Annotated in this window: 22 protein-coding genes; 10 read left to right on the top strand and 12 right to left on the bottom strand. The window is 51.6% G+C overall.

Going from position 1 to position 20,902, the window contains the following annotated elements; translation table 11 throughout:
• Positions 1 to 76: 76 nt before the first annotated feature.
• From chbR to osmE, 5 genes are all read right to left on the bottom strand, one after another.
• Positions 77 to 919, bottom strand: coding sequence for a transcriptional regulator ChbR (gene chbR, locus AB4H76_RS10790; protein ID WP_000983653.1), 843 nt, complete (start codon positions 917 to 919; stop codon positions 77 to 79).
• A gap of 7 nt (positions 920 to 926) precedes the next feature.
• On the bottom strand, positions 927 to 1,277 hold the full coding sequence (gene chbA / locus AB4H76_RS10785) for a PTS N,N'-diacetylchitobiose transporter subunit IIA (protein ID WP_000968919.1): 351 nt from the start codon (positions 1,275 to 1,277) through the stop codon (positions 927 to 929).
• Between the two features lie 50 nt (positions 1,278 to 1,327).
• Complete coding sequence (chbC, locus tag AB4H76_RS10780) at positions 1,328 to 2,686, bottom strand: PTS N,N'-diacetylchitobiose transporter subunit IIC (RefSeq protein WP_000073041.1); 1,359 nt, start codon at positions 2,684 to 2,686, stop codon at positions 1,328 to 1,330.
• Positions 2,687 to 2,770: 84 nt separating this feature from the next.
• Positions 2,771 to 3,091: a PTS N,N'-diacetylchitobiose transporter subunit IIB gene (chbB, locus tag AB4H76_RS10775; protein WP_000412169.1), complete on the bottom strand. Its 321-nt coding sequence runs from the start codon at positions 3,089 to 3,091 to the stop codon at positions 2,771 to 2,773.
• A gap of 298 nt (positions 3,092 to 3,389) precedes the next feature.
• Positions 3,390 to 3,728, bottom strand: a complete 339-nt coding sequence (osmE, locus tag AB4H76_RS10770) for an osmotically-inducible lipoprotein OsmE (RefSeq protein WP_001039044.1) — start codon at positions 3,726 to 3,728, stop codon at positions 3,390 to 3,392.
• Positions 3,729 to 3,929: 201 nt separating this feature from the next.
• Here osmE and nadE point away from each other — a divergent pair, with 201 nt between their 5' ends.
• Entirely contained in the window at positions 3,930 to 4,757 is an 828-nt protein-coding gene (gene nadE / locus AB4H76_RS10765; RefSeq protein WP_000175026.1) for an ammonia-dependent NAD(+) synthetase, read from the top strand.
• 229 nt (positions 4,758 to 4,986) lie between these two features.
• The gene (gene cho, locus AB4H76_RS10760) at positions 4,987 to 5,874 is read left to right on the top strand and encodes an excinuclease Cho (RefSeq protein ID WP_000252397.1); all 888 of its coding nucleotides are present in this window, start codon (positions 4,987 to 4,989) and stop codon (positions 5,872 to 5,874) included.
• Here the strand turns inward: cho and ves are convergent.
• From ves to astC, 7 genes are all read right to left on the bottom strand, one after another.
• Positions 5,834 to 6,409 carry an environmental stress-induced protein Ves gene (gene ves, locus AB4H76_RS10755; RefSeq protein ID WP_001300480.1) on the bottom strand — a complete coding sequence of 192 codons (576 nt, stop codon included), beginning with the start codon at positions 6,407 to 6,409 and terminating at the stop codon, positions 5,834 to 5,836. The two genes, cho and ves, sit on opposite strands and share 41 nt — an antisense overlap.
• A gap of 202 nt (positions 6,410 to 6,611) precedes the next feature.
• The gene (spy, locus tag AB4H76_RS10750) at positions 6,612 to 7,097 is read right to left on the bottom strand and encodes an ATP-independent periplasmic protein-refolding chaperone Spy (protein WP_001228984.1); all 486 of its coding nucleotides are present in this window, start codon (positions 7,095 to 7,097) and stop codon (positions 6,612 to 6,614) included.
• A 329-nt stretch (positions 7,098 to 7,426) separates the two neighbouring features.
• A complete protein-coding gene (gene astE, locus AB4H76_RS10745; protein WP_077492811.1) occupies positions 7,427 to 8,395 on the bottom strand; it encodes a succinylglutamate desuccinylase in 969 nt (322 codons plus the stop codon).
• Positions 8,388 to 9,731 (bottom strand): N-succinylarginine dihydrolase, encoded by a 1,344-nt coding sequence (gene astB / locus AB4H76_RS10740; RefSeq protein WP_000994973.1) that lies wholly within the window; start codon positions 9,729 to 9,731, stop codon positions 8,388 to 8,390. Before astB ends, astE begins: the two co-directional genes overlap by 8 nt.
• Positions 9,728 to 11,206, bottom strand: coding sequence for a succinylglutamate-semialdehyde dehydrogenase (astD, locus tag AB4H76_RS10735; RefSeq protein WP_085452669.1), 1,479 nt, complete (start codon positions 11,204 to 11,206; stop codon positions 9,728 to 9,730). The genes astB and astD overlap by 4 nt, the downstream gene beginning before the upstream one ends.
• Positions 11,203 to 12,237, bottom strand: coding sequence for an arginine N-succinyltransferase (astA, locus tag AB4H76_RS10730; RefSeq protein ID WP_000989419.1), 1,035 nt, complete (start codon positions 12,235 to 12,237; stop codon positions 11,203 to 11,205). The genes astD and astA overlap by 4 nt, the downstream gene beginning before the upstream one ends.
• On the bottom strand, positions 12,234 to 13,454 hold the full coding sequence (gene astC / locus AB4H76_RS10725) for a succinylornithine/acetylornithine transaminase (protein ID WP_077491779.1): 1,221 nt from the start codon (positions 13,452 to 13,454) through the stop codon (positions 12,234 to 12,236). Before astC ends, astA begins: the two co-directional genes overlap by 4 nt.
• Positions 13,455 to 13,899: 445 nt before the next feature.
• Between astC and xthA the strand changes: the two genes are divergently transcribed.
• From xthA to AB4H76_RS10685, 8 genes are all read left to right on the top strand, one after another.
• Positions 13,900 to 14,706, top strand: coding sequence for an exodeoxyribonuclease III (gene xthA / locus AB4H76_RS10720; RefSeq protein WP_000673918.1), 807 nt, complete (start codon positions 13,900 to 13,902; stop codon positions 14,704 to 14,706).
• A gap of 166 nt (positions 14,707 to 14,872) precedes the next feature.
• Positions 14,873 to 15,583 carry a TVP38/TMEM64 family protein gene (locus AB4H76_RS10715; protein ID WP_001299560.1) on the top strand — a complete coding sequence of 237 codons (711 nt, stop codon included), beginning with the start codon at positions 14,873 to 14,875 and terminating at the stop codon, positions 15,581 to 15,583.
• A 4-nt stretch (positions 15,584 to 15,587) separates the two neighbouring features.
• Positions 15,588 to 16,265, top strand: coding sequence for a lipoprotein YdjY (gene ydjY / locus AB4H76_RS10710; RefSeq protein WP_077491782.1), 678 nt, complete (start codon positions 15,588 to 15,590; stop codon positions 16,263 to 16,265).
• 14 nt (positions 16,266 to 16,279) lie between these two features.
• A complete protein-coding gene (locus AB4H76_RS10705) occupies positions 16,280 to 16,987 on the top strand; it encodes a TVP38/TMEM64 family protein (protein ID WP_000975812.1) in 708 nt (235 codons plus the stop codon).
• Positions 16,987 to 17,535, top strand: a complete 549-nt coding sequence (locus tag AB4H76_RS10700; protein WP_000524097.1) for a carboxymuconolactone decarboxylase family protein — start codon at positions 16,987 to 16,989, stop codon at positions 17,533 to 17,535. The genes AB4H76_RS10705 and AB4H76_RS10700 overlap by 1 nt, the downstream gene beginning before the upstream one ends.
• 9 nt (positions 17,536 to 17,544) lie before the next feature.
• A complete protein-coding gene (locus AB4H76_RS10695) occupies positions 17,545 to 18,711 on the top strand; it encodes an ABC transporter substrate-binding protein (RefSeq protein ID WP_077491784.1) in 1,167 nt (388 codons plus the stop codon).
• The gene (locus AB4H76_RS10690; RefSeq protein WP_000224959.1) at positions 18,684 to 20,219 is read left to right on the top strand and encodes an ABC transporter permease; all 1,536 of its coding nucleotides are present in this window, start codon (positions 18,684 to 18,686) and stop codon (positions 20,217 to 20,219) included. The genes AB4H76_RS10695 and AB4H76_RS10690 overlap by 28 nt, the downstream gene beginning before the upstream one ends.
• Positions 20,219 to 20,872 carry an ATP-binding cassette domain-containing protein gene (locus AB4H76_RS10685; RefSeq protein WP_001300558.1) on the top strand — a complete coding sequence of 218 codons (654 nt, stop codon included), beginning with the start codon at positions 20,219 to 20,221 and terminating at the stop codon, positions 20,870 to 20,872. Before AB4H76_RS10690 ends, AB4H76_RS10685 begins: the two co-directional genes overlap by 1 nt.
• Positions 20,873 to 20,902: the final 30 nt, after the last annotated feature.

The raw sequence follows: 20,902 nt of genomic DNA, 5'->3' as shown, positions 1-20,902 counted from the left end.
TATCTGGCATATCTGCCCCCCCGGACATAAATAATCCAGCAACAGGACAGATATGTGAATTGTCAGGTATAACGACTTACTGATTAAATTCAGTCAATTTCTTACGATAGCTCTTAGGCGTAAAGGACGTTAATTTCTTAAACGTTTTAATAAACAAACTCGGGCTACTATAACCGGCCTCAAACGCAATATCCGTCACTGAATAGTTGGTCATTTCCAGTTGTTTTTTGGCAAAATTAATACGGATTTCATTAATAATCTGCATTGGCGTTTTGCCATAATATCGTTGAGTCGCTCGCGTCAAATATTCCTGTGATTTGGCTGACAACGTCACCATATTCTCCAGCGCCGATTCACTAAACTGCTCTTTATCATGCATCTTTTCTACCGTACTTTTCAGCCACTGCGGTACATCATCAATCACCTGTTCTTCGCGGTAATGACGTAAACGGTTAATGACATAAAAAGTAACCATCTCAACAAACTCTTCCAGCCCTGTTTCGCGGAAATTCAATGAAGAAATCACTGTTTCCACATAGGTGAGAAAAGCGTTATTGGTCCGGTATACCTGCGAAGCGACAAAGCAATAAGGCAACAATGGCAGGTAATGCTGCTCAAAAAAGCGTTTACTGATCCCAACGTTCAATATGCGCGTGGCACCAAACTCATAAAAACTTTGATGGTGCGAACCTAACGGAATAAAAACAAAATCGCCCCGTTCCAGTAACACGCGCTTACCGTTAATCTCCTGGAAATAACGCCCGGTTAATACCAGAGTAAATTCATAATAGTCGTGCTGATGCAGTCCGCTGATACTCTCAGTTTTGTTATAGATAAACACATGGAAGTTTTTGCCATTAAACAACTGCTGTTCTCGGGCAGTGGCAATTTCCGGCGCGTTAATCACTGGCTGCATCATCGACTCCTTATGCCTTCAGTTTTTCATGAAGCTCAATTAATTCAGTAATCAGTTCACGCGCAAGCATGGACGTCATTAAATGATCCTGAGCGTGGACCAGCACCAGACTCACTTTCATCTTACCTTCGCCCGCATCGCCTTCAATCAGTTTCGTCTGTACCAGATGCGCTTCATTCAATGCCATCCGTGACTGATCCATCATGGCTTTTGCTGCGGCAAAATCGCCCTGCTTCGCCTGTTTCAGTGCCGCATACGCCAGGCTGCGCGCTTGTCCGGAGTTGATGATCAGCCCCATCACCACTTCTTCCAGCTCTTCAGCTTCCGTTTGCGTATCGGGAATGTTATCGAGATCCATCATACATCGTTCCTCTCTTTTCTTACCGGCACGATTACCCGTACCGGCATCGATTAAAATTTCAGGGCGTTAGCGATATCTTCTTCGCTCTCTTCTTTATCAATCGCATTTTGTGCTTTGTTAGCCACCACAACAAAGGGCAGATAAATTAACGTTGCGATGCCAAGGTTGAAGAGTGCGACCAGCAATGCGGCGACGCTACCGTTGGTGTTAAAGAAGGCTCCCAGACCGGTTGGCATGGTCCACGGTGCAATATTGGTCACCGGAGGAATAATGCCCATGTAGTACGCTGCGAGGGTGATTGCCGCCAGAATCGGTTGTACCAGTACAAACGGGATAAACATCACCGGGTTCATGATAATTGGCAGACCAAACAGAATCGGTTCGTTAATCTGGAAGATGCCGGACGGCAGCGCCAGTTTTGCCACCTGACGATAATCAGCACGGCGAGAGGCGATAAAGATAGCCAGGATCAGGCCTAAAGTCGCACCACTGCCCCCAAGGAAAATAAAGGAGTCCAGCATCGGCTTGGCCCAGATATGGAAGGTCTTACCGGCTGCCAGCGCCGCTTCGACGGAACCATATTGCTGATAGGTCGCGATATTTTCCAGTGCCCACGGCGTCATAATGCCGTTGTCCAGTGCGGTCAGCGCCAGCGCGCCATGAATACCGAAGAACCAGAGCAGTGGAACAAAGATCACATAGGCCCAGCCCACCACGCTACCCAACGATGCCAGTGGGGTTGAGATGGTATCCATAATGATCTGATGGAAGTTGGTGCCCCAGGTATTCAACGCCCAGGCAATAATCCCCATCACGGAAAGAATAATAAAGCCGGGAATTAATGCCGAGAAGGAACGCGATACTGAAGCAGGTACGCTGTCGGGCAGTTTAATGACCCAATTGCGGCGGACAATAAAGGTAAACATTTCTGCCACCACCAGGCCAATAATAATCCCGGAGATGATATTCGCCCCACCTAACCAGTTTGCACCAACCGCATAGGCCTCACCGACACTATATGGGGTGACGGTCATAAATGCTGCAACGGATAACAACCCAGCCGCCAGCGCATCGACTTTACGCTCTTCTGCCAGCGCCATGCCAATAAAGAACGGTGCCATTAAAGACATTATTCCTAATGTTCCGTTATATACGTTGCCGCCAATACCTTTCAGACCATTAAGTGTTTCAATGGTTGAGGCGTCGAGGCGAATACCTAAGGAATAAAAAAACGACCCCTCCCCAAAGCTTAGAAAAACGTTGTTAATTAATACAAACATGGCCCCCGCAAGGGTTAACGGCATTAAGCGAATAAAGCCATTTTTGATTGCATTAACGTGTGGCTGCTTTCCTATTTTAACTGCAAAAGGGAGGAGTACCTTTTCAAGCGATGCAATAACATTACTCATAGAAAAATACCCTTAAAAACCGCAATTTAAATATTGCGGTATTGATTTATGAAATAACTCTTTGACGGGAAAATTTAAAATAAATTAATTTGCTGCGGCTTTTTTAATCGCTGCAACCGCAGCCTTAAGCACGCCTAAACCATCGACTTTGCCATAAAGCAGCGAGTCAATTACTTCAACCGGTTTGTTGGGTAACAAACGCTGGATTTCGGGCAACATATAAGCAATCTGCGGCCCTAATAACACGACATCGGCATTCTGACCTTTTTCACCAGCCAGTGTTTCCGGAAATGCTTCAATAATGACCGGAACTTCATATTTTTCTGCCTGTGCGCGCATTTTTGATACCAGTAAAGAGGTAGACATGCCCGCAGAACAAAACAGATAAATGTGTTTCTTTTCCATAAAACTGCCCTCATCGACGATTATCTGTCAGCCAGACACTCCGCAAGCCTTAACCTGCTTCCATGCTCTGGGTAACTTGCGAAACCAACATGACTTTTTTTGTGGCTGAAAGGAGTATACGGTATAGACCTGAGCAATAGTATTTCTTTGACCTAATAAATTGTTTCTCCTTGACCTGTGGTTATGACCCTCTTCACATTTCGGGCAAATAATTCGCGAAGATAATTAAGAACTCAGGCCAAAAAAAACCGGCGCAATGGCCGGTTTCCGTTGTTACTCAAGCTTTCAGACGAATTGATTACTTCGCAGCCTGTGGATCAGTGTCGTATTCAGCACAGGTCTGATAACCGGAGTTGATGACATGTCCGGTATCATCTAACGCGACAAAGTAGGTTTCTGCTTTACCATCACGTTGACCCAGGATGTAGGTCTGGCAAGTACCGCGAGCATGGATCATGCTCACTTCAGACGAAGGTTTACCCGCAATTTGTGCAACCTGCGCCCGGCTCATGCCTTTTTTGACGTCTTTCACCACAGGCTGTACAAACTGGTCTTTGGTACGATCATAAGCCGTACAACCCGCCAGCATGGTTAATACCGCCGCTGCACTCAGAATTCCTGCCATATTCTTGTTCATATTCCGTCCTCTTGTTTATCAGCGTGTTAGATAAGCCTGGAATACATTGGGCGCTTTTTCAAGCCCGTGAACGAAACGGCTCCGCTTTCAGAGGATTCCTGTATGACGTTTTAACCACCATTCAGCCCGCTGTCGCTTGTCGTTTCAGTAGCAACGGGTTAGCTTTAAGGAAGTTTTGTCTTTTCTGTCTGGAGGGGTTCAATGACATTGCAACAACAAATAATAAAGGCGCTGGGCGCAAAACCGCAGATTAATGCTGAAGAGGAAATTCGTCGTAGTGTCGATTTTCTGAAAAGCTACCTGCAAACTTATCCGTTCATTAAATCACTGGTGCTCGGGATCAGCGGCGGTCAGGACTCCACGCTTGCCGGAAAGCTGTGCCAGATGGCGATTAATGAGCTGCGCCTGGAAACCGGCAACGAATCACTGCAATTTATTGCCGTACGCCTGCCCTATGGTGTTCAGGCCGACGAACAAGATTGCCAGGATGCCATTGCCTTTATTCAACCGGATCGCGTATTAACCGTTAATATCAAGGGCGCGGTATTGGCCAGCGAACAGGCATTGCGGGAAGCAGGCATTGAACTGAGCGATTTTGTCCGTGGCAATGAAAAAGCGCGTGAGCGGATGAAAGCACAATATAGCATTGCGGGTATGACCAGCGGTGTCGTGGTGGGCACCGATCATGCAGCAGAAGCCATTACCGGATTCTTCACTAAATATGGTGACGGCGGTACGGACATTAATCCGCTGTATCGTCTCAACAAACGTCAGGGTAAACAGTTACTGGCGGCATTAGCTTGCCCGGAACACCTTTATAAGAAAGCGCCAACGGCCGATCTGGAAGATGATCGCCCTTCTCTGCCAGATGAAGTGGCACTCGGCGTGACCTATGACAATATCGACGACTATCTGGAAGGGAAAAACGTACCTCAACAGGTCGCCAGAACAATAGAGAACTGGTATCTGAAAACCGAACATAAACGCCGTCCGCCAATTACCGTTTTCGATGATTTCTGGAAAAAGTAATAATTTGCACATATTGGATTGTGCGAAAAAGAGTAATTTGTTCACGCCGGATGCGGCGTGAACGCCTTATTCGACCTATAAAACTATGCAAATTCAATACATTGCAGGAGTCGAATAGGCCTGACAGGCGTAGCACGTCAGACGGTGTAACCTTTGTCATCGACCCGCCTCTTTTTTAATCGCTTCCCGCCTGTTACACTGGATAGATAACCAGCATTCGGAGTCAACAGTGGTACGGCGTTTAACTTCTCCGCGGCTCGAATTTGAAGCTGCGGCAATTTATGAATATCCCGAACATTTACGTTCATTCCTTAATGACTTACCCACCCGACCAGGGGTGTATCTGTTTCATGGTGAAAGTGACACCATGCCGCTCTATATCGGCAAAAGCGTTAACATCCGCAGCCGCGTCCTTTCTCATTTACGTACCCCGGATGAAGCCGCCATGCTACGGCAATCCCGACGGATCAGCTGGATATGTACCGCCGGTGAAATCGGCGCTCTGCTCCTTGAAGCGCGATTAATCAAAGAACAACAGCCGCTGTTTAATAAACGGTTGCGCCGCAATCGCCAGCTCTGTGCCCTGCAATTAAATGAAAAGCGCGTCGATGTGGTGTATGCCAAAGAGGTGGATTTTTCACGAGCCCCCAACCTGTTTGGCCTGTTTGCCAATAGGCGCGCAGCTTTGCAAGCATTGCAGACCATCGCTGATGAACAAAAACTTTGTTATGGCCTGCTGGGACTGGAACCGTTAAGTCGCGGTCGTGCATGTTTTCGTTCAGCGCTAAAACGTTGCGCCGGAGCATGCTGCGGTAAAGAGAGCCATGAGGAACATGCGCTACGCTTGCGCCAGTCTCTGGAGCGTTTGCGGGTGGTGTGTTGGCCTTGGCAAGGGGCGGTGGCGCTGAAAGAACAGCACCCGGAAATGACTCAATATCATATTATTCAAAACTGGCTGTGGCTGGGGGCGGTTAATTCGCTGGAAGAAGCGACAACGTTAATTCGGACACCCGCCGGGTTTGATCACGACGGTTATAAAATTCTTTGTAAGCCGCTGCTTTCCGGTAACTATGAAATTACTGAACTTGATCCGGCGAATGACCAGCGAGCCAGTTGATTTCACTGAACAACAGTTTACCTTGCGGTTGTAAAAGCCGCAGGGTGTGCCTGCCATCGAACCAGCACGCGCCCTGGTCGGTAGTGAGCAATTTATCGCCCAGTTGCCACGCCCCGTTAATCACAAACACCACCCCGCCGCGTGAGCCAAAGGTAGTAAACGTTCGTTCGGCAATTCTGACTTTCGCCTTACAGACATCCAGGCGTGTCATGATGTTGAAATCCATCGACATCTGCCCTGCCGTCAGTTTCGCTTTTACCACCTGGTCCGCTGCAAAGGCAAAAGGCTGGAACGGTTTTAAGGTATGGTTAAAGCGGTCTGCGCTTTCAAGGAGCATCTCGCCGCCTTCCAGCAACGTCACTATCCTTTCCATGCCGGGAAACAAAGAAAACTCCCCATTCGCCGCGATGGATGCAATGCTGGCACGCCAGTAAAAATCACGTTTTGCCGGTGGGAACGTGCAAATTTCGCGCGTTTCACCGGCAGCATTTCGCCACAGATTCACCGACATTTTACGCATATCAAAGTATTCCATACTCGCTCCCGGCCCGTTCTTTTCATTGTTATCGTTCAGGTAACCGTGGATGGTTATCGGCAACTCGGGTGATTTACGTTAGTGGTGATCAGGCTTTTTTTACAACTGTTTGAGAAGAGAAAAGAAAACCGCCGATCCTGTCCACCGCATTACTGCAAGGTAGTGGACAAGACCGGCGGTCTTAAGTTTTTTGGCTGAAAGATTATTCAGCAGTTGCAGGCATTTTACCTTTTGCCGCTGGACGTTCTGTCAGACGCTTCTCAAAATTAGCATTAAATTGCTTTTTCTGTTCCGGCGTCAGGATGTTGTAAATTTTGTTCTGGGTTTCCATGTGCGCCAGCATGTTAGCTTTGCGCTGTTCTTCCATTTTTGCGATCTGCGCTTCAGCTTTTACTTTATCGAAGGTATCGCTGGCAATGATGTCATGCATTGCGCGGCGTTCTTCCAGCGGCGGACGTTTCATCTGGTCACGCTGGCCTTTCATGATTTCGCGGATCTGCTGTTTCTGCGCGTCGGTCAGGTTCAGGTCTTTGAACATCATGTCCTGATGCGGACCGAACTTGCCTTTGTGGTGCATCATCGGCTTCGCGTCAGCCGGTGCTGCGGTAGTGGTGTCTGCGGCATGGGCCAGGTTAGCCGCGCCAAGAGCCAGGGTAGAGGCAACAAACAGTGCAGTTAATTTACGCATATTCTATATCCTTCCTTTCAGTTATTTATTACGGCTTTCTTAAGTAGCGTGCCGTGTTGACGAGATTAACTTTACTGACTTTAGCGTCAATTAATCAGAGCAACGGTAAAACAATGAAAGTGTAAAAAACACTTTTGCGCCAATTATGGAGAAAAAAAGAAAATTTGATGGAGAGTGATGAGAGAATATTACAACACGATGATTTTGCAGAGATTATGAAGAACTATACCGGATGACTGGTGATAAATAAAGCAAATAACCAGGATTAATCTGTATTAATTTATAAGAAAGCAACTTAATACCCGCAGAATGATTTCTGCGGGTAAGTATTAGCTTATTTTTTCGAGCATTAATCCCGCGCGTAATCCCAACGCTACCAACGGATTAGGGAATAACACATACTCTACATCATGGGTTACGGTAAAACGTTCCTCTCCGTCCTGCGCCAGCAATGTTCCTTTCTCAAACGGCATAAAATTCAGCGTGTCACTTGCCATATGCATTTCGAAGGACGGCGAGTGGCGAGTAATTTGCGAAACCACCCGATAACGGAGCGGCGGTGTTCTCACGATACCGACACTCTCACCAGATAGCAGCGCAGCAATTGCGCTGGCAGTTACTGCAAACTGGCGAAGATCGTTTTGCCCAAAGGGCAACGCTTTGCCAAGTTCCAGCGTACAGGCCAGCGCGCCAAAATGTCTGGCGCTGAAATGGGTAAACGTACCACCAGGTTCCTGATGGAACACCAGCGCCTCCAGCCCCGCCGCACCCAGCCACGTCAGAAATTTCTCGTCCCAGGGAATGTCGCGTTGCGGTAATACACCGAACTGCGGATGCAAGGAGCCACGAATTGCGGTATGTAGATCAAGGTGCCAGCGCACAGATTCTTTGCCCTGGTCATAAAAATCTTCCAGGCACTGTTCCAGTTCGCGCGCCCGACAGGTTTCTCGGCTTTCAGCAAATAGCTGCCAACGACCGCCAAACATTCGATTCATATCGCTATGGCAATAACGTTTCCCTTGCTTCAGCGCAGGAGGATTCCCGAGGATCACCAGCAACCGCCAACGTAACGGGATCTCGCCGTGAGATATCGCGCCAAGCAACGCGTCCAGCATCTCCACAGGTGCCGTCTCATTACCGTGTATTCCCGCTGAAATCACCAGTGCGCCTTGCGGTGGCGTTAATGGCGTCAGTTCCAGCACACCATCGCCCAGCCAGCGCCAGCGAACGCCGTTGATTTCTCGCTCGGTGATAACCGGTTTTTTACCCGTTAAGGTCAGAGCAAGAAAATTATCCATTGCCCCCTCCCTCGCGCTGGAACGGATAAACCGAACCGAGATTCAGTAATTGGCTCAATACATCCAGTGCTTCCCGCCCTTCGCGCAGCAATTGCGGGTCGGCCAGATCGGCAGCAGTAAGGCGATCGCGGTAGTAACGATCCACCCAGTCATTGAGCGCATTAAACAGCGTATCGTTCATCATCACCGCCGGATTCACCGCCCGGCGTTCTTCTTCTGTCAATACCACCCGCAACCGCAGGCACGCCGGGCCGCCGCCATTCGCCATGCTTTCACGTAAATCAAAGACTTTTAGTTCGCTAATCGGGTTGTCAGCGGCAAGGAGTTCATTGAGATAACCCCATACTCCGGCGTGTTCCCGACACTCCTGAGGCAGCACCAACATCATGGAACCATCATCGCGGCTCAGCAGTTGGCTGTTAAACAGATAGGTAGACACCGTATCAGACACGGAAACCTGAGTTGCCGGAACTTCTATCGCCATAAAACCATTGACCCGCGCACGCAGGTTTGCCAGTAACTGTGACTGGCGAGCGAACGCCTGTTGGTGGCAAAACAGCACCTGGCGGTTACTCACGGCAATCACGTCATTATGAAAAACGCCCTGGTCGATAACGTCCGGGTTTTGCTGGGCGAAAATCACCTGTTGGGGATTCACCTGATTCAGCCTTGCCACCGCCTCGCTGGCTTCGCGAGTCTGTCGCGCCGGATAACGGGAAGGCCGGGTATCATTGCCTTCTTCTCGCCCGTAGACAAAAAGCTGCATACCCGGCTCACCGTAATGACCGCCGAGACGATTGTGGTTTGCCGCCCCCTCATCACCGAGCAACGCTACCTGCGGCAACGCCGAATGGACGCTAAATTTCTCTTCGTCGTTAAAAATAGCTTTTAACAGCGATTCAGTGACGGGCGCTTCCAGCGAACGGTGAAATTTATTGTTCAGGTTGGCAACGGTGAGATGCACTTTGCCATCCAGCGTATCGGCAGATGGCGCGATCGTTGCCGCATTGGCTACCCACATTGGCGAAGCGGAGCTGACGCTGGAAAGCCAGTGCGGTGCCTGGCGTGCAACTTTTTCCAGTACCTGCTCATCGCTACCGCTGAATCCCAACTGACGCAGCACCGGAATAAACGGACGCTCGTGCGGCGGGATCACGGCCTGGGGGAATCCCGCATCGGCAAGGGCTTTCATTTTCAGTAAGCCCTGCTTCGCCGCCAGTCGCGGGTTAGACACCTGAAAACGGTGACGGGTAGAGGCTTCATTACCAAACGACAGGCCCGCGTAATGATGCGTCAGCCCTACCAGCCCGTCGAAATTAACTTCCCAGGCGTTCATCGCACCACCTCATCGGAAAAATCCAGCCCGGGGTTAAGCGTTGCGGGCAAAGTTAACGAGTCCGACTCCAGGCTCGCCATAGGCCATGCGCAGTAATCTGCGGCATACCAGGCGCTGGGGCGATGGTTACCGGATGCACCAATGCCGCCGAATGGCGCGGTACTGGCAGCACCAGTAAGCGGTTTGTTCCAGTTAACAATCCCCGCCCGCGCCTCCAGCAACAGTTGATCGAATTTTTCCCGCTCGGGGGAAACCAGACCGCAAGAGAGTCCGAAGCGAGTGTTATTCGCCATTAGAATCGCTTCCTCGAAAGAATCATAACGCCAGACGCGCAAAAGCGGCCCGAACACCTCTTCATCTGGTACGCCAGCAACGCCTGTCATTTCAATGATCCCCGGCGTCAGCAACGATGTCTCTGATTGTAATAAGCGCGGCGCAAGCAGGGTTCGTCCGCCCATCGCTTCCAGTTGCTGCCAGGCAGTAACCACCTGCTGTGCGACCTGTTCAGAAATCAGCCCGCCAATAAACGGCTGCGGTTCGTCATCCCAGTTGCCCGGCGTTAATCGCTGGCTGACGGCAACCAGACGAGCAAGAAACGCATCGCCCTGCGCTCCGCTTTTGAGCAATAAACGGCGGGCGCAGGTGCAGCGTTGCCCGGCTGTGACAAACGCCGACTGAATGGTCAGATGGACAGCCGCGTCGATATCCGCCACCTCATCGATAATTAGCGGATTATTACCGCCCATCTCAAGGGCGAGAATTTTCTCCGGCTGACCGGAGAGCTGGCGATGCAGCTGGTAGCCGGTATTGGCGCTACCGGTAAACAGCAAACCGTCGAGATCCTCCAGCGCACTCAGCGCCTGACCCGTTTCTCGCCCGCCCTGCACCAGGTTCAGTACGCCCGGCGGCAAGCCAGCCTGCTGCCATAAACGCATTACCGCTTCGCCACTCCACGGTGTCAGTTCGCTGGGTTTAAAGATAATGGTGTTACCTGCCAGCAATGCCGGAACGATATGTCCGTTCGGCAAATGACCAGGGAAATTATACGGCCCAAACACCGCCAGCACGCCGTGCGGGCGATGTCGCAGGCTCGCCGCGCCGTCCGGCATTTCGCTACGCTGCTCGCCGGTACGAACGTGATACGCCTTAATTGATATCGCGATTTTATTGATCATCGCCGTCACTTCGGTTGCCGCTTCCCAGCGCGGCTTGCCGGTTTCTCGGGCAATGATTGCGGTTAATTCGCCTTTATTCCTTTCCAGCAATCCGGCAAAGCGTTCGACAACGGCCTGACGTTCAGCAAATGAGAGCCGCGCCCAGCGAGGAAACGCCGCACGGGCTGCCCGACAAGCCTGCTCGACCTGAGCGGCATCGGCATCATTGCCCTGCCATAACACCTCGCCCGATACCGGATTACGCCTCACACGCAATGCGCCCTGGCCCGTTATCCAGTCACCGTTAATCCATAAAGTCATGCTGTTTTCTCCTCTGCGCACAGGCGCACCAGACGAACGCGATCCCCGGCGTGGCATTTCAGGGCATCCAGTTGTGCGGCGGTTAATATCAAACGCTCGGTTGCCGGATCGGTACGCACCAGCACCACGCGGAAATGGTGATAATTTTCATTGGCGACCAGGCAGGCCGGAAAATCGCCCTGCGCAGGCTGCCCTTCTGCCACTTCCACCAGCCGACTTTTACGGATGGCGCGCACGCGGTCGATGTCACACTCAAGCGTTGGCCCGCCGTCGAAGATGTCGATATAGTTGCGGTAACGAAAACCTTCTTTCTCCAGCACCGCGCGGGCAGGCGCGGTTTGCGGATGTACCTGACCGATGACGTCCTGGGCTTCCTGGGATAAAAAGTGGGTATAGATCGGATGTTTCGGCATCAGTTCTGCAATAAATGCCTTTTGCCCGGTGCCGCAGAGAAAATCGGCGCGGCTAAAATCCATCGAAAAGAAGCGTTTACCGAGGCTTTGCCAGAACGGTGAATAGCCGTGTTCGTCAATCACCCCGCGCATTTCAGCAACCACTTTGTCATTAAACTTGTCGCGAAAAGCCGCCATAAACATAAAGCGCGATTTCGACAGCAAATAGCCGTTGCCCTCTTTGCGCCAGTCCGGGTCGAGAAACAGCGTGCACAGCTCGCTGCTGCCGGTGTGATCGTTACTGAGAAACAGCGTCGGCAATGCGTTATAGACATTCAGCTCTTTTGAGGCGTGAACCAACGTGCCGACGCGATAGTTGTACCAGGGATCGTTCAGCCCAACCGCCACCTCAATGGCACAAATCCCCGCCACGGTGCCTGTCTCGCTATCTTCCAGCACGAACACATAGCCCTGCTCACTTTTGGGCAGTTCGCCTTGCCAGGTTTTGATTGCCCTTTCGATACGCGCCGAAAGCGTGGCTTCATTGGCGGGAAGCGACGTCAGGCCGCCGCCCGTTTTGCTGGCAAGCTGCATCAGCGCCGAGACATCTGATCGCTCAACGGGACGGATGACCATCATGATGAACCTCGGCTAACAAAGTGTTCGCAAGCAGCTGCAAAGCGATCCAGTCCGGTCGTCACCTCTTCTTCGCTGACATTGAGCGCAGGCGCAAAACGCACCACGTTGCCACCCGCAATCAGTACCATCACGCCTGCTTTCGCCGCTTCCTGAGAGATCTGTTTCGCTTGCCCGGCGTAATCGGCATTCAGTACACAGCCAATCAGCAAACCTAAGCCGCGAACTTCACTGAACAAACCATAGCGGTGATTAATAGTATTAAGACGCTCAACAAACCAGTCGTGACGCTGTTTAACGCCATTAAGCATCTCTGGTGTGTTGATGAGCTCCAGCACTTTGCCTGCCACCGCCGAGGCCAGCGGATTACCGCCATAGGTGGTGCCATGAGTGCCAACGGTCATCACGCGGGCGCACTCTTCGGTTGCCAACAACGCACCGACCGGGAAACCGCCGCCCAGCGCTTTGGCGGTAGTTAACAGATCAGGCGTCACGCCGTAGTGCATATAGGCATACAGTTCCCCGGTGCGCCCGACGCCGGTTTGTACTTCATCAAAAATCAACAGCGCATTGTGGCGGTTACACAATTCACGCAGACCTTGTAAAAACGCGTTGCTGGCTGGCACCACACCACCTTCCCCCTGGATGGGTTCGACAATCACCGCACAGGTAGAGTCGTCAATCAGCGCGCTGGCAGAGTTAATATCGTTATATGCAGCATGACGAATATCCGCCGGCAGTGGCGCAAAATCCTGTGAATAGGCTGGCTGCCCACCCGCACTGATAGTAAACAGCGTGCGACCATGAAACGCATTTTTGAACGCCACGATGCCGCTCTTATGGCTGCCGTAGCGGTCGTGAGCGAATTTACGCGCCAGTTTTAGCGCCGCTTCGTTGGCTTCCGCACCGGAGTTACAAAAGAAGACGCGATCGGCAAACGTGGCGTCGATCAATTTTTTCGCCAGTCGCAGTACCGGCTCGTTGGTGTAACCGTTGCCGGTATGCCAGAACTTACTCGCCTGTTCGTTCAGCGCTTCACGCAGTTCCGGATGCGCATGGCCCAGCGCGTTCACCGCAATGCCACCCGCAAAGTCGATATACTCTTTCCCCTGCTGATCCCACAAGCGCGAACCTTCGCCACGTACCGGTATAAAGGGTGCCGGAGCGTAAACAGGTATCATCCATTCATCAAAGTTTTCACGCGTAATTGGCTGAGACATAGCGACCTCTACAGTAAATAATTCGTTATTTATATGTTAACAATAAGTAATGTCTGCGCTGTAAATGTAGATTGCAGGGTTCGTGCCAGCCAGTGATAAAAGTGCATAAACGGCGGAGGCTAACGGGAAATCAAGGAGTTATAACCAAACCATATGCATTTAAAGTGCATATAAAGTGAATACGTTTGCGATGTGGGTGAATAAAAAGAATAAAAAACGCAATGTTATGCAGAAGTAAAATATAATTCTGGAATTGTGATCATTGACGAAATTTACTGGAAATTACTGCGCCATTCTGACGCAGCGCGCACCAAAAGCGGGCATTTTTTGCGCCATCGTTGACATCATTAACAACCATCGATCAAATCACTTAACAACAGGCGGTAAGCAACGCGAAATTCTGCTACCATCCACGCACTCTTTATCTGAATAAATGGCAGCGACTATGAAATTTGTCTCTTTTAATATCAACGGCCTGCGCGCCAGACCTCACCAGCTTGAAGCCATCGTCGAAAAGCACCAACCGGATGTGATTGGCCTGCAGGAGACAAAAGTTCATGACGATATGTTTCCGCTCGAAGAGGTGGCGAAGCTCGGCTACAACGTGTTTTATCACGGGCAGAAAGGCCATTATGGCGTGGCGCTGCTGACCAAAGAGACGCCGATTGCCGTACGTCGCGGCTTTCCCGGTGACGACGAAGAGGCGCAGCGGCGGATTATTATGGCGGAAATCCCCTCACTGCTGGGTAATGTCACCGTGATCAACGGTTACTTCCCGCAGGGTGAAAGCCGCGACCATCCGATAAAATTCCCGGCAAAAGCGCAGTTTTATCAGAATCTGCAAAACTACCTGGAAACCGAACTCAAACGTGATAATCCGGTACTGATTATGGGCGATATGAATATCAGCCCTACAGATCTGGATATCGGCATTGGCGAAGAAAACCGTAAGCGCTGGCTGCGTACCGGTAAATGCTCTTTCCTGCCGGAAGAGCGCGAATGGATGGACAGGCTGATGAGCTGGGGGTTGGTCGATACCTTCCGCCATGCTAATCCGCAAACAGCAGATCGTTTCTCATGGTTTGATTACCGCTCAAAAGGTTTTGACGATAACCGTGGTCTGCGCATCGACCTGCTGCTCGCCAGCCAACCGCTGGCAGAATGTTGCGTAGAAACCGGCATCGACTATGAAATTCGCAGCATGGAAAAACCGTCCGATCACGCCCCCGTCTGGGCGACCTTCCGCCGCTAATTTAGCAGCTCTCCTGGCTCAAACTGGGTCAGGAGAATTAACCTTGAGAAAAATCAACAAACTGTCAGTAATGATTTGTTGCCTGCCGTCCTTTGTTATACCGTCACTGCGTTTTTAGTTGTCTGACCACTTCTCTATTATCAAGTTTGATATAGGAAACTCCACGATGAACGCTGAGCGTAACTTTCTGTTTGCCTGTCTTATTTTTGCGCTGGTCATTTACGCTATCCACGCTTTCGGTTTATTCGATCTGCTCACCGATTTACCCCACTTACAGACACTCATTCGCCAGAGCGGATTGTTCGGTTATAGCCTCTATATTCTGTTATTCATCATTGCCACCCTCTTTCTGTTACCAGGAAGCATACTGGTGATCGCTGGAGGAATAGTTTTTGGCCCGCTCTTAGGGACACTACTCTCATTAATTGCCGCAACGCTGGCCTCCTCGTGCTCATTCCTGCTGGCGCGCTGGCTGGGACGTGATTTACTGCTGAAATACGTGGGCCATAGCCATACCTTCCAGGCCATTGAAAAAGGCATTGCGCGTAACGGTATTGATTTTCTTATTCTGACCCGCTTAATCCCGTTGTTTCCTTACAATATTCAAAATTACGCTTACGGATTAACCACCATCGCCTTCTGGCCTTATACCCTTATTTCGGCACTCACGACCCTGCCCGGTATTGTTATTTATACCGTGATGGCAAGCGATCTCGCCAATGAAGGCATTACGCTGCGCTTTATTTTACAACTCTGTCTGGCGGGCCTGGCGCTGTTTATTCTCGTCCAGCTCGCAAAACTCTACGCCCGACACAAACATGTGGATCTGTCTGCTTCGCGCCGCAGCCCACTTACTCACCCAAAAAATGAAGGATAGAACGATGTCGCAACATTATTCAGTGTCATGGAAAAAAGGACTGGCTGCACTCTGCTTACTGGCTGTTACCGGGCTTAGCGGCTGCGATCAAAAAGAGAATGCGGCGGCAAAAGTGGAATACGACGGACTTTCGAACAGCCAACCGCTGCGCGTCGATGCCAATAACCATACGGTAACCATGCTGGTGCAAATTAATGGTCGTTTCCTCACCGACGACACTCGTCACGGTATTGTGTTTAAAGATGGCTCCAACGGACATAAATCGCTGTTTATGGCTTATGCGACCCCGAAAGCATTTTATGAAGCCCTGAAAGAGGCAGGTGGTACGCCGGGCGAAAACATGACGATGGATAATAAAGAAACGACTCATGTCACAGGCAGCAAACTGGATATTTCGGTCAACTGGCAAGGGGCGGCAAAAGCGTATTCCTTCGATGAAGTGATTGTTGACAGTAATGGCAAGAAACTGGACATGCGCTTTGGCGGTAATTTAACGGCAGCAGAAGAGAAGAAAACGGGTTGCCTGGTGTGTCTGGATAGCTGCCCGGTCGGCATCGTCAGCAATGCAACATACACTTATGGTGCGGTGGAAAAACGCGGCGAAGTGAAATTCAAAGGCAATGCCTCAGTTCTCCCGGCGGATAACACGCTGGCAACGGTTACCTTTAAAATCACCGAATAAAGCCAGGATAAAGGATGATGAAGATACAATCGCGTAAAATCTGGTACTACCGTATAACCCTCATCATCCTGTTGTTCGCTATGCTGCTCGCATGGGCGCTGCTTCCCGGCGTCCATGAGTTTATCAATCGCAGCGTTGCGGCGTTTGCCGCCGTGGACCAACAGGGTATAGAACGCTTTATTCAGTCTTACGGCGCACTGGCGGCAGTTGTCTCGTTCTTGTTGATGATTTTACAGGCCATTGCTGCACCGCTACCTGCGTTTTTGATCACCTTTGCCAATGCGTCGCTGTTTGGCGCGTTCTGGGGCGGCTTGCTGTCGTGGACCAGTTCGATGGCCGGCGCGGCGCTGTGCTTTTTTATCGCCAGAGTGATGGGCCGCGAAGTGGTGGAAAAATTAACCGGCAAAACCGTGCTTGACAGTATGGACGGCTTTTTCACTCGCTACGGCAAACACACCATTCTGGTCTGTCGGTTATTGCCTTTTGTCCCTTTCGATCCAATCAGCTATGCTGCCGGTTTGACTTCAATACGTTTTCGCTCGTTTTTTATCGCCACCGGGCTTGGTCAGTTACCGGCAACTATTGTTTATTCCTGGGCGGGCAGCATGTTAACAGGCGGTACTTTCTGGTTTGTCACCGGACTGTTTATTCTGTTTGCCCTGACCGTGGTGATTTTTATGGCGAAGAAAATATGGCTTGAACGCCAGAAGAGGAATGCCTGATGGGTTTACCGCCGCTTAGCAAAATTCCTTTAATTTTACGTCCACAGGCGTGGCTGCATCGTCGCCATTACGGCGAGGTGCTAAGCCCCATTCGCTGGTGGGGGCGGATCCCGTTTATCTTTTATCTGGTGTCGATGTTTGTTGGCTGGCTGGAGCGCAAACGCTCACCGCTCGATCCGGTAGTACGATCGCTTGTCAGCGCGCGCATTGCGCAAATGTGCCTGTGTGAGTTTTGTGTGGATATCACCAGTATGAAAGTCGCCGAGCGCACCGGCAGCAGCGATAAACTGCTGGCAGTGGCTGACTGGCGGCAAAGCCCGCTCTTTAGCGATGAAGAACGGCTGGCGCTGGAGTACGCCGAAGCCGCAAGCGTAACGCCGCCAACGGTCGATGATGCCCTGCGTACCCGACTGGCTGCGCATTTTGACGCTCAGGCGCTCACCGAACTGACGGCATTGATCGGCCTGCAAAATCTGTCAGCCCGTTTTAATTCTGCCATGGACATTCCCGCTCAGGGGCTGTGCCGTATTCCTGAAAAACGTTCTTAAGGAGAGATGATGCGCCATTGTGGGTGGTTGCTGGGATTGTTATCGCTGTTTTCTCTGGCAACACATGCCAGTGACTGGCAAGAAATTAAAAATGAGGCCAAAGGGCAAACCGTCTGGTTTAACGCCTGGGGCGGCGATACCGCAATTAACCGCTATCTCGACTGGGTGAGCGGCGAGATGAAAACCCATTACGCTATAAACCTGAATATTGTCCGTCTGGCGGATGCCGCAGACGCGGTGAAGCGCATTCAGACCGAAGCCGCAGCCGGACGTAAAACGGGCGGCTCGGTGGATCTGCTCTGGGTGAACGGCGAAAACTTCCGCACCTTAAAAGAGGCCAATTTATTACAAACGGGCTGGGCGGAGACTCTGCCCAACTGGCGCTATGTCGACACACAGCTGCCGGTGCGGGAAGATTTTTCTGTGCCGACACAAGGTGCGGAATCGCCCTGGGGCGGCGCACAACTGACGTTTATCGCCCGCCGCGATGTTACGCCACAGCCACCACAAACGCCGCAAGCCTTACTGGAGTTTGCTAAAGCCAATCCCGGCACGGTTACCTATCCGCGCCCACCGGACTTTACCGGCACGGCGTTTCTTGAACAGTTGCTGATTATGCTGACGCCCGATCCCGCCGCATTAAAAGAAGCGCCGGACGATGCGACTTTCGCCCGTGTCACTGCTCCCTTGTGGCAATATCTTGATGTGCTGCATCCGTATTTGTGGCGCGAAGGAAAGGATTTCCCGCCTTCACCCGCGCGGATGGATGCTCTGCTGAAAGCCGGCACATTGCGCCTGTCGCTGACCTTTAACCCCGCGCATGCGCAGCAAAAAATCGCCAGCGGCGATTTGCCTGCAAGCAGTTACAGTTTTGGCTTTCGCGAGGGGATGATTGGCAACGTGCATTTCGTCACCATTCCTGCCAACGCGAATGCCAGTGCTGCGGCGAAGGTAGTTGCCAATTTCCTGCTCTCACCCGATGCGCAACTGCGTAAAGCAGATCCCGCTGTCTGGGGCGATCCTTCTGTTCTCGATCCGCAAAAACTGCCTGACGGGCAGCGCGAATCATTGCAATCAAGAATGCCGCAGGATCTGCCGCCGGTACTGGCTGAACCGCACGCAGGTTGGGTAAATGCGCTGGAACAAGAATGGCTACACCGTTACGGTACGCATTAATCTTTTTGCTGTGGGCGATGGTGGCGGTGATTTATGCACCGCTGATCCCGGCAGCTCTCACGCTGATATCGCCTGCTTTGTCGTTGACACACTGGCAGGCGTTATTTGCCGATCCACAGTTACCGCAGGCATTACTGGCAACGCTGGTGTCGACAACCATCGCGGCGGTCGGGGCATTGTTGATTGCCCTGCTGGTGATTGTGGCGCTGTGGCCTGGGCCGAAATGGCAGCGTATGTGCGCCCGTCTGCCGTGGCTGCTCGCCATTCCCCATGTGGCTTTTGCCACCAGCGCCCTTCTGCTCTTTGCTGACGGAGGGCTGCTTTATGACTATTTCCCGTATTTCACTCCGCCAATGGACCGATTTGGCATCGGTCTGGGCCTCACCCTTGCAGTGAAAGAAAGCGCATTTCTGCTGTGGATCTTAGCAGCAGTATTGAGCGAAAAATGGCTGTTGCAGCAGGTCATTGTGCTGGATTCGCTGGGCTACAGCCGCTGGCAATGCCTGAACTGGCTGCTGTTGCCCTCCGTCGCGCCTGCGCTGGCAATGGCGATGCTGGCGATTGTTGCCTGGTCGCTGTCGGTCGTGGATGTGGCAATTATTCTCGGGCCAGGTAATCCCCCGACGCTGGCGGTAATTAGCTGGCAGTGGTTAACCCAGGGCGACATTGACCAACAAACAAAAGGCGCGCTTGCCAGCCTGCTGTTGATGCTGTTACTCGCCGCCTACGTTTTGCTGAGCTATCTGCTATGGCGCAGCTGGCGGCGCACTATTCCCCGCGTAGATGGCGTTCGCAAGCCTGCCACGCCTTTATTGCCGGGCAATACGCTGGCGATTTTTTTACCCTTAACCGGTGTGCTGTGTGTGGTTCTGCTGGCGATCCTCGCGGATCAGTCGACGATCAATAGTGAAGCGCTCATCAACAGCCTGACAATGGGGCTGGTGGCGACATTCATCGCTTTGCTCCTGTTACTGCTGTGGCTGGAATGGGGGCCACAGCGTCGCCAGTTGTGGCTATGGTTGCCCATTTTATTACCCGCTCTGCCACTGGTGGCGGGCCAGTACACGCTGGCGCTATGGCTGAACCTGGATGGAAGCTGGACGGCGGTGGTCTGGGGGCATCTGCTGTGGGTAATGCCATGGATGCTGTTTATCCTGCAACCCGCCTGGCAGCGCATTGATTCACGGTTAATTTTGATTGCGCAAACACTGGGCTGGTCGCGGGCCAAAATCTTCTTTTACGTGAAATGTCCGCTTATGCTACGCCCTACGCTGATTGCCTTCGCGGTGGGATTTGCAGTCGGTATTGCGCAGTATATGCCAACGCTGTGGCTGGGCGCGGGGCGTTTTCCGACGCTCACCACTGAGGCGGTGGCATTAAGCAGCGGCGGCAGCAACGGTATTCTCGCCGCCCAGGCTTTATGGCAACTGCTATTACCGCTTATTATTTTTGCCCTGACCGCGTTAGTCGCAAAATGGGTAGGTTATGTCAGACAAGGACTCCGCTAATGCTCTGCGTGAAAAATGTTTCGCTACGTTTACCAGAAAGCCGCTTGCTGACAAACGTTAACTTTACGGTGGATAAAGGTGACATTGTCACGTTAATGGGGCCGTCTGGCTGTGGAAAATCCACTCTGTTTTCATGGATGATTGGTGCACTGGCCGAACAGTTTTCTTGTACAGGTGAGCTATGGCTCAATGAGCAACGGATTGACATCCTACCCACCGCACAGCGTCAGATTGGCATTCTTTTTCAGGATGCACTGTTATTTGACCAGTTCAGTGTCGGGCAAAATTTACTGCTGGCGCTACCGGCGACACTTAAAGGGAATGCCCGACGTAATGCCGTGAATGATGCACTTGAGCGTTCAGGCCTTGAGGGAGCTTTCCATCAGGATCCTGCCACTTTGTCTGGCGGTCAGCGAGCGCGCGTTGCTCTACTACGCGCCCTTCTCGCCCAACCAAAAGCGTTACTCCTGGATGAGCCATTCAGCCGTCTTGATGTGGCTCTGCGCGATAATTTTCGCCAGTGGGTGTTCAGCGAAGTTCGCGCCCTGGCGATCCCCGTCGTTCAGGTAACGCACGATCTCCAGGATGTTCCTGCTGATAGTTCTGTTCTGGATATGGCGCAGTGGTCAGAAAATTACAACAAACTGCGATAACGCAAAGTTTTTCTCAATGCGTCAGTTCAG

This window comes from Escherichia sp. UTM R2, from assembly GCF_048593455.1.
GTDB classification, from domain to species: Bacteria; Pseudomonadota; Gammaproteobacteria; order Enterobacterales; family Enterobacteriaceae; genus Escherichia; species Escherichia coli.
This window is presented reverse-complemented; position numbering and strand designations above follow the sequence as displayed.